General features: G+C 75.5%; 8 protein-coding genes. 3 read left to right on the forward strand and 5 right to left on the reverse strand.

Annotation, left to right across the window (positions count from 1 at the left end; all coding sequences use genetic code 11):
* The first annotated feature begins 151 nt into the window (after positions 1–151).
* From PLJ28_RS14225 to PLJ28_RS14235, 3 genes are all read left to right on the forward strand, one after another.
* Complete coding sequence (locus tag PLJ28_RS14225; protein ID WP_298045155.1) at positions 152–637, forward strand: molybdenum cofactor biosynthesis protein MoaE; 486 nt, start codon at positions 152–154, stop codon at positions 635–637.
* A complete protein-coding gene (gene moaA, locus PLJ28_RS14230) occupies positions 634–1,812 on the forward strand; it encodes a GTP 3',8-cyclase MoaA (protein WP_298045158.1) in 1,179 nt (392 codons plus the stop codon). Before PLJ28_RS14225 ends, moaA begins: the two co-directional genes overlap by 4 nt.
* Positions 1,813–1,916: 104 nt before the next feature.
* Positions 1,917–2,798 (forward strand): SDR family oxidoreductase, encoded by an 882-nt coding sequence (locus PLJ28_RS14235; RefSeq protein ID WP_183525221.1) that lies wholly within the window; start codon positions 1,917–1,919, stop codon positions 2,796–2,798.
* Between the two features lies 1 nt (position 2,799).
* Here PLJ28_RS14235 and PLJ28_RS14240 read toward each other — a convergent pair whose 3' ends face one another.
* From PLJ28_RS14240 to PLJ28_RS14260, 5 genes are read right to left on the reverse strand one after another with little or no spacing between them, the layout of a single operon-like run.
* On the reverse strand, positions 2,800–3,039 hold the full coding sequence (locus PLJ28_RS14240; protein WP_183525224.1) for a MoaD/ThiS family protein: 240 nt from the start codon (positions 3,037–3,039) through the stop codon (positions 2,800–2,802).
* Positions 3,039–3,971, reverse strand: coding sequence for an NTP transferase domain-containing protein (locus PLJ28_RS14245; RefSeq protein ID WP_183525227.1), 933 nt, complete (start codon positions 3,969–3,971; stop codon positions 3,039–3,041). Before PLJ28_RS14245 ends, PLJ28_RS14240 begins: the two co-directional genes overlap by 1 nt.
* Position 3,972: 1 nt before the next feature.
* On the reverse strand, positions 3,973–4,518 hold the full coding sequence (gene moaC / locus PLJ28_RS14250) for a cyclic pyranopterin monophosphate synthase MoaC (protein WP_183525230.1): 546 nt from the start codon (positions 4,516–4,518) through the stop codon (positions 3,973–3,975).
* Positions 4,518–5,915 carry a molybdopterin molybdotransferase MoeA gene (locus PLJ28_RS14255; RefSeq protein WP_183525233.1) on the reverse strand — a complete coding sequence of 466 codons (1,398 nt, stop codon included), beginning with the start codon at positions 5,913–5,915 and terminating at the stop codon, positions 4,518–4,520. Before PLJ28_RS14255 ends, moaC begins: the two co-directional genes overlap by 1 nt.
* Positions 5,908–7,023 (reverse strand): HesA/MoeB/ThiF family protein, encoded by a 1,116-nt coding sequence (locus PLJ28_RS14260; RefSeq protein ID WP_183525236.1) that lies wholly within the window; start codon positions 7,021–7,023, stop codon positions 5,908–5,910. The genes PLJ28_RS14255 and PLJ28_RS14260 overlap by 8 nt, the downstream gene beginning before the upstream one ends.
* Between the last annotated feature and the right edge of the window lie 117 nt (positions 7,024–7,140).

Here is a 7,140-nt window from a genome sequence, read left to right on the forward strand (position 1 = left end):
GTGGCCGGGGTCGTCGACCCGCCGATGCCGGACGGGCACCGGCCGGTCGTCGTCGTGACCCTGCCGGGGTCGCGCCGGGCGGCCGAGCAGGCCGTTCCACTGCTCGCCCCGCTGCTGCCCCACCTGGTGGACCAGCTCGACGGAGGTGACCATGTCCGCTCCTGACCGACCCCTCGCGCCACCGGACACCGCGCCGCCGGACACCGCGCCACCGGCCGTCGTCACGGACCGCCCCCTGGACGCGGCGGCGCTGGAGGCCTCGGTGGTGAACGCCCGGTGCGGTGCGGCACTGACCTTCACCGGGATCGTCCGCGACCACGACCCGGAGGCCGAGGGCACCGTCACCTCCCTGGACTACAGCTCCCACCCGGACGCCGAGCGGATCCTGCGCGAGATCCTCGCCAGCCACGCCCGGGGGCCGCAGGACCCGGCCGGCGAGGTCCGGATCGCCGCGGCGCACCGGACCGGCCACCTCGACGTCGGGGACCTCGCCCTGGTGGTCGCGGTCGCCTCCGCCCACCGCGCGGAGGCCTTCGAGACCTGCCGCGCCGTGGTCGAGGACATCAAGGCCGAGGTGCCCATCTGGAAGCGCCAGCACACCGCGTCCGGGGACGCTCACTGGGTGGGGCTGCCGTGACCGGGGTGCCCGTCGTCCTGACCACCCGCACCGTCACCGCGCCGGGCGCCGCACCGGCCGGGACGTCCGCTGCGGGCCAGGACCCCGCGGGCGGCCCCGAGGCGGTCCGGCTGCTGCCCACGCGCGGGGAGCTGGCCGACGTCGTGCGCCGGACGCAGACCGGCGGCGGGCACCTGGCGGGCGCCCTCACGGACGGGTTCGGAAGGGCCCACCGGGACCTGCGGGTCTCGCTGACGGACAAGTGCTCACTGCGCTGCACCTACTGCATGCCGGAGGACGCCGGGCCGTTCACGCCGAAGGACGAGCTGCTGGACGCCGGACAGATCGAGCGGCTGGTCCGTGTCGCCGTGACCCACGGCATCACCGGGGTGCGGCTGACCGGCGGGGAGCCGCTGCTGCGGGCGGACCTGGAGGACATCGTGGCCCGGCTGGCCGCGATCGCGCTGCCGGACGGCGGCACCCTGCCGATCGCCATGACCACCAACGGGATCTCCCTGGACCGGCGGATGCCCGCCCTGCGGTCCGCCGGGCTGACCCGCGTGAACATCTCGCTGGACACGCTGCGCCCGGACCGGTTCCGGGACCTGACCCGCCGCGACCGGCACGCCGACGTCCTCGCAGGCATCGCCGCGGCGCGGGACTCGGGCTTGCGCCCGCTCAAGCTCAACGCGGTGGCCATGCGCGGGGTCAATGATGACGAACTGGCCGACCTGGTGGCCTTCGCGGTGTCCCAGGACGCTCAGATGCGCTTCATCGAGCAGATGCCGCTGGATGCCGGGCACACCTGGCGCCGGGACCACCTGGTCTCCGGCGAGGAGATCCTCGAGCGGCTGGCGGAGCGGTTCGAACTGGCGGAGGTGCCCGGCCGCGGTTCCTCGCCCGCGGCGCTGTACACCGTGGACGGCGGGCCCCACACCGTGGGCGTGATCGCCTCGGTCTCGGCACCGTTCTGCGGGGACTGCGACCGGCTGCGGTTCACGGCCGACGGGCAGCTGCGCAACTGCCTGTTCGCCCGCGAGGAGACCGACCTGCGCACACTGCTGCGCGAGGGCGCCACCGACGCCGAGCTCGCCGCGGCCATGCACGTGTCCGTGGCGGCCAAGAAGGCCGGGCACGGGATCGACGACCCCGGGTTCGTCCAGCCCGGCCGCGGGATGAACGCGATCGGTGGTTGAGCGGACAGGCCGAGGGGCGGCCCCACGACCGGTGGCGGCGGTGACTACCGCAGGGTAACTTCGTGGGCGGGACGAATCAGAGCCGACCGAAGAGGGAGCAGTCGATGGCCGGGAACCTGCACGAGGCCAGGGGGTACCGCCTGCGCGGCGCTCGCGTGCTCATCACCGGCGGCGGGTCCGGCCTGGGCCGCCTCATGGCCGTGGAGGCCGCCCGCCGCGGCGCGGAGGTGATCGTGTGGGACCTCTCGGCGCAGGCCGGTGCGGCCACCGTGGAACAGGTCCGTGCGGCCGGTGGCACAGCCCGGTCCTGCGTGGTCGACGTGACCGACCGCGAGGCCGTCCGCCGGGCCGCGGGACAGGCCGGGGCGGTGGACGTGGTGGTCAACAACGCCGGCGTGGTCTCGGGCGCCCGGCTGCTGGACCTCCCGGACGAGGCCATCGAGCGGACCATGCAGGTCAACGTCCTGGCCCTGTACTGGGTCACCCGGGCGTTCCTCGCAGGGATGATCGAGCGCGGGCACGGCAGCGTCGTCACCATCGCGAGCGCCGCGGGCCTGGTGGGCGTGGCCCGGCAGGCGGACTACTCCGCGTCCAAGTGGGCGGCGGTCGGCTTCATGGAGTCCCTGCGCAACGAGCTGCGCGCCGACGGGCACCGCATCAACACCCTCACCGTCTGCCCGTTCTACATCGACACCGGCATGTTCGCCGGCGTGCAGACCCGGTTCCCGAGGCTGCTGCCGATCCTGGACCCGGACGAGGTGACCGAGGCGGTGGTCGACGCCATCGAATCCGGTCGGCAGCAGCTCGTCCTGCCCCCGCTCGTGCGCTCCCTGCCCGCCCTGCGCGCGCTGCCGACGCGCTTCTTCGACCGGGTCATGGACGCCCTCGGCGTGAACCGGACCATGGATCACTTCACCGGCCGGCAGGACGGGGCCCGCGCGGCCGTGCCGGGGTCCGGACCCGACGGGTCCCCGGCGCCCTCCTGAGTCAGCCCCCGGCGAAGGGCGGCAGCACGTCCACCAGGGAGTCCTCGCGGACCGGGTGGCCGTCATCCACGGCGCGGACCCCGTCCACCAGCAGGGAGCACCGGGCGATGACCCGCTCGGCGCTTATGCCGTGGTCCGCGGTCAGGGCGGCACGCAGCTCGCCCGCCGTGACCGCGTCCAGCCGGAGTTCGGAGGCGCCGAGGATGTCCGCGGCCCCGGCGAACAGGCGCACGCGGGCCATCAGCGCGCCCCCGCCGGGCCGGCGTCGTACCGGGCGGCCAGGTCCTGGACCCGCGCGGCGAGCTCTCGAACCCGCTGCGCGGTGTCCTGGTCGGTGTCCCCCGCGGCGCCGGCTCCGGCCAGCTGGAGTCCCAGGGCCACGCCGATCAGGTAGGTGCTCATCGGGGCCCCGGGCCGCACGACGGCATTGGCCACGTCCCGGGCCGTGTCCAGCAGGGGCGAGGGGACGATCACGTCCTCGGGAAGGCCCAGCTCGGCCACGACGGCGGCCATCCAGTCCCGCAGCCCCGGCACCTCGTTGTCCCGCTCATCCGTCACGGCAGCTCCTCTCCCGGCCCGCGCACGGGCCATGTCCTCGGGGGTATCCATATCGTCCCAGAGCCCGGGGGAGCCCGCGGGCTCCGGGACCTCGAGCAGGTCGAGCGGCGCCAGCCGCTCCCGCACCCGGGTGATGCCCGGCCGGGCGGTGGCACGCAGGGCGGCCACGTCCAGCAGCGCGGTCAGGTGCTGGACGTGGCCGGTCGCGTCCACGGCCACCGCGCCGTCCCGGCCCGGCCCGAGGGCGACGTCCAGCAGGGCGCGGCAGGCCCCGGCGGGCCGCGCCAGGTCGCACGGCACCAGCAGCATCCACGAGGTGTCCACCGCGCCCAGGGCGGCCTCCAGCGCGGCCACCGGGCCGGAGCGGGGCGGGTCCTCGCGGAGGAACGTGGCGCCGGCCAGGGCCGAGGTCCCGGACGCGGTGGCTGTCGACGCGCCGGCCGGACCGGCGACCGGTGGATCGCCGACCACGACGACCCGTGTGGCCCCGGCTGCCCGCACGGCCGCAGCGGTGCGCTCGAGGAGTGTGAGCCCGTCGAACACCAGGGAGGCCTTGTCCCGGCCCATGCGCCGGGAGGCGCCCCCGGAGAGGATGACCGCCGTCAGGTCGCTCATCTCACGCGCGGTCTCCGCGCCGCCAGGTCCCTGAGCGGCCGCCGGTCTTCTCCAGCAACCGGATCCCGGTCAGCTCGACCGAGCGGTCCAGGCCCTTGACCATGTCCACCATGGCCAACCCGGCCACGGAGGCGGCGGTGAGCGCCTCCATCTCCACCCCTGTCCGGTCGGCCGTGCGGGTGGTGGCGAGGATGCGGATGCGGTCCTGGCCGACCTCGAAGTCCACGGTGGCCCCGTGCACGCCGATCACGTGCGCCAGGGGCAACAGCTCGGCGCACCGCTTGGCGGCCTGGATGCCGGCGATCCGGGCCACCGCCCAGACGTCGCCCTTGGGCACGGTGCCCCCGGTGAGCGCGGCGAGGACCTCGGGGGAGACCAGCACCGTGGCCTCCGCGGTGGCGGCGCGCACGGTGGGGGACTTCGCGGTCACGTCCACCATCCGGGCGGAACCGTCGCCGTCCAGGTGGGTGAAGCCATCGGCGCCGGAGGCCCCGGGCGAACCGGTGGCCGCGGCGGTCTCGGTGGCGGAACGGTCAGCGGGTGTCATCAGGCCTCCAGGGCTCGGTAGAGGACGGTGTCCCCGGCGGACACCTCGGTCGTGGCGGCCGGGACGCGCACCAGGCCGGTGGCCCGGGCCATGCGCCCGGCCAGGTGGGAGCCGGAGCCCCGTTCGGTCGCCTGGGCCACCCGCACCGGTTCACCGGGCGCGGAGACCACGCGGACCGGCACGAACTGCTCGCGGCGCGGCGGGGAGCGCCACCCCTCGTCCGTGGTGACGGGGTGCCAGTCCGCCAGCGGTGCCGCCCGGTCCTGCATGGCGAGCAACCCGGGCTCGACGAACACCAGGTAGCTCACCCAGGCGCTGACCGGGTTCCCGGGCAGGGACCAGACCGGCCGGCCGTCCGGCAGGAGCCCGAACCCCTGGGGCTTGCCGGGCTGCACGGCGACCCGGTCGAAGCGGACCGCACGGTCATCGACGTGGTTCAGGGGGCCCGTGGGGGTCTCCGGACCGCCGCCGGTCCCGCGCGGGGTGGGCGAAACATCCCCCGGGGAGCCGGGGACGGCAGGACGGCGCTCGAGCGGTACCCCGCCGACCGCGTCCGGGGCGAGGACGAGACGGGCGACGTCATGGGCACCCACGCTGGCCCCGCCGGTGACGATGACCGCGTCGCTGTCCGCCGCCGTGGACACCAGCAGGTCGCGCAACCGAGCCGGGTCGTCGGAGACCTGCCCCCGGTGGACCACCTCGCCACCGCTGGCGCGGACCAGGGCGGTGAGCAGGTGGGAGTTCGAGTCGGGGATCTGCCCCCGGCGCACCGGTTCGCCCGGGGCGACCAGTTCACTGCCCGTGCTCACGACCACCACGCGCGGCCGGCGCCGGACCGTCACCGCGGCGATGCCCGCGGCGGCCACCGCGGAGAGCCGGTGCGGGGCCAGTTCCTGCCCGGCGGAGGCCACCCGGTGGCCTGTCCGGACGTCGTCACCCCGAGGACGGACGTGACGGCCGGCCGCGACCGGTGCGCTCAGCTCCACGTGGTCCGGCCGGGTGGTCCCCGCGGTCGGGGCGGCCGGGTCCCATCCCACGGTGTCCTCCAGGGGCACGACGGCGTCCGCGTCCGTGGGCAGGGGGGCCCCGGTCATGATCCGGGCGGCCTGGCCCGGCGCGAGCGGCGGGTCCAGGTCGGTGCCGGCGGGCAGTTCGGCGACGACGTCCAGCCGCACGGGGGCGTCCGTGGTGGCGGAGGTGGTGTCCGCGGAGCGGACGGCGTACCCGTCCATGGCCGAGTTGTCCCAGGGCGGCAGGTCCAGGGCGGCGACGGCGTCCCGGGCCAGGGTGTGGCCGGCGGCGTCCTCGAGACCGACCGTGTCCTCCGCCAGGAGGGGGACCACGCGCAGGACGCGCGCCTGGTGGTCGGCGACCGGGATGTAGTGGAATTCAGCCACGGAACGCTCCCGGCAACCCGCCGTCGAGGTACCCGGCCACCGGCCAGCCGAGACCGGCCAGGTGCCGGGCGGCGGTGGCGCTGCGCGGGCCGGCGGCGCAGAACGGCAGCAGGGGCCGGTCCGGGGCGAGTCCGGCCAGCGGGTGGTCCGGTGGCAGGGGCGCGTCCGGACCACGGTCCAGGCGCAGCACCCGGTCCAGGGGGAGGAGCACGGCGCCGCCGGGCCCGGGGCGTTCGGCGGACTCCTCGGGACGGCGGACGTCGATCCACAGGGCCTGCGGGGGTATGTCCCCCGGGGGGATCGGTCCCGGTGCCGTCGCGGCGGCCGGCACGGCGGGGGTCGACGGGGCGCGGGTCGAGGGGACAGGGGGGCCGGCCAGCGGGATCTCGGCGGTGGTGCCGGCGAGGCCGTCCACCAGCAGCATCCGTCCCACCAGCGGCCGACCGGTGCCGAGGATGAGCTTGATCGTCTCCAGGGCCAGGAAGGAACCGGTGATCCCGACGACGGCGCCCAGCACCCCGGCCTCGGCGCAACCGGGCGAGGCGTGGGTCGCCGCGTTGTCCGGGAACACGTCGGTCAGCACCACCGGGGCCAGTCCCGAACCGGCCGGCGGGACGGACCAGAACACGGTGACCTGCGCGTTCCACTGGAACAGGGCGCCGAAGACCACGGGCAGGCCCAGGGCGAGGGCGGCGCGGTGGACGACGAACCGGGTCTGGAAGGAGTCGCTGCCGTCGATGATGACGTCGGCCGGCCCCAGCAGTTCGCGGGCATTGGCATCGGTGAGGCGCACGGCGTGGGGGACCACGGTGGTCTCGGGGGACAGGCGTGCGGCGGCCGCCACCGCCCCGTCGGTCTTCGGCGCCCCGAGGGTGTCCACCCCGTGCAGGGTCTGCCGGTTCAGGTTGCTGAGCTCCACGTGATCGTCGTCGATGACGTGTAGGGTGCCGATGCCGGCTGCGGCGAGGTACTGGATGACCGGCGAGCCCAGGCCGCCTGCACCGACCACCGCCACGGAGGCACCGGCCAGCAACTGCTGTCCGGAGTCACCGACCTGCGGCAGGGTCCGCTGGCGCAGGGTGCGTTCATACGGCTGTGCGCTGGACATGGTCCCACCCTAGTCCGGACGGGGCTGCACCGGCCTGCCCAGGGTGGGGTGGTGGTCATTCGGGGATGCCGGCGTAGGAGTGCAGGCCGGGGAAGTAGGTGTTGACGATGGTGAAGT

The sequence above is a fragment of the Citricoccus sp. genome, assembly GCF_035445025.1.
GTDB lineage: Bacteria > Actinomycetota > Actinomycetes > Actinomycetales > Micrococcaceae > Citricoccus.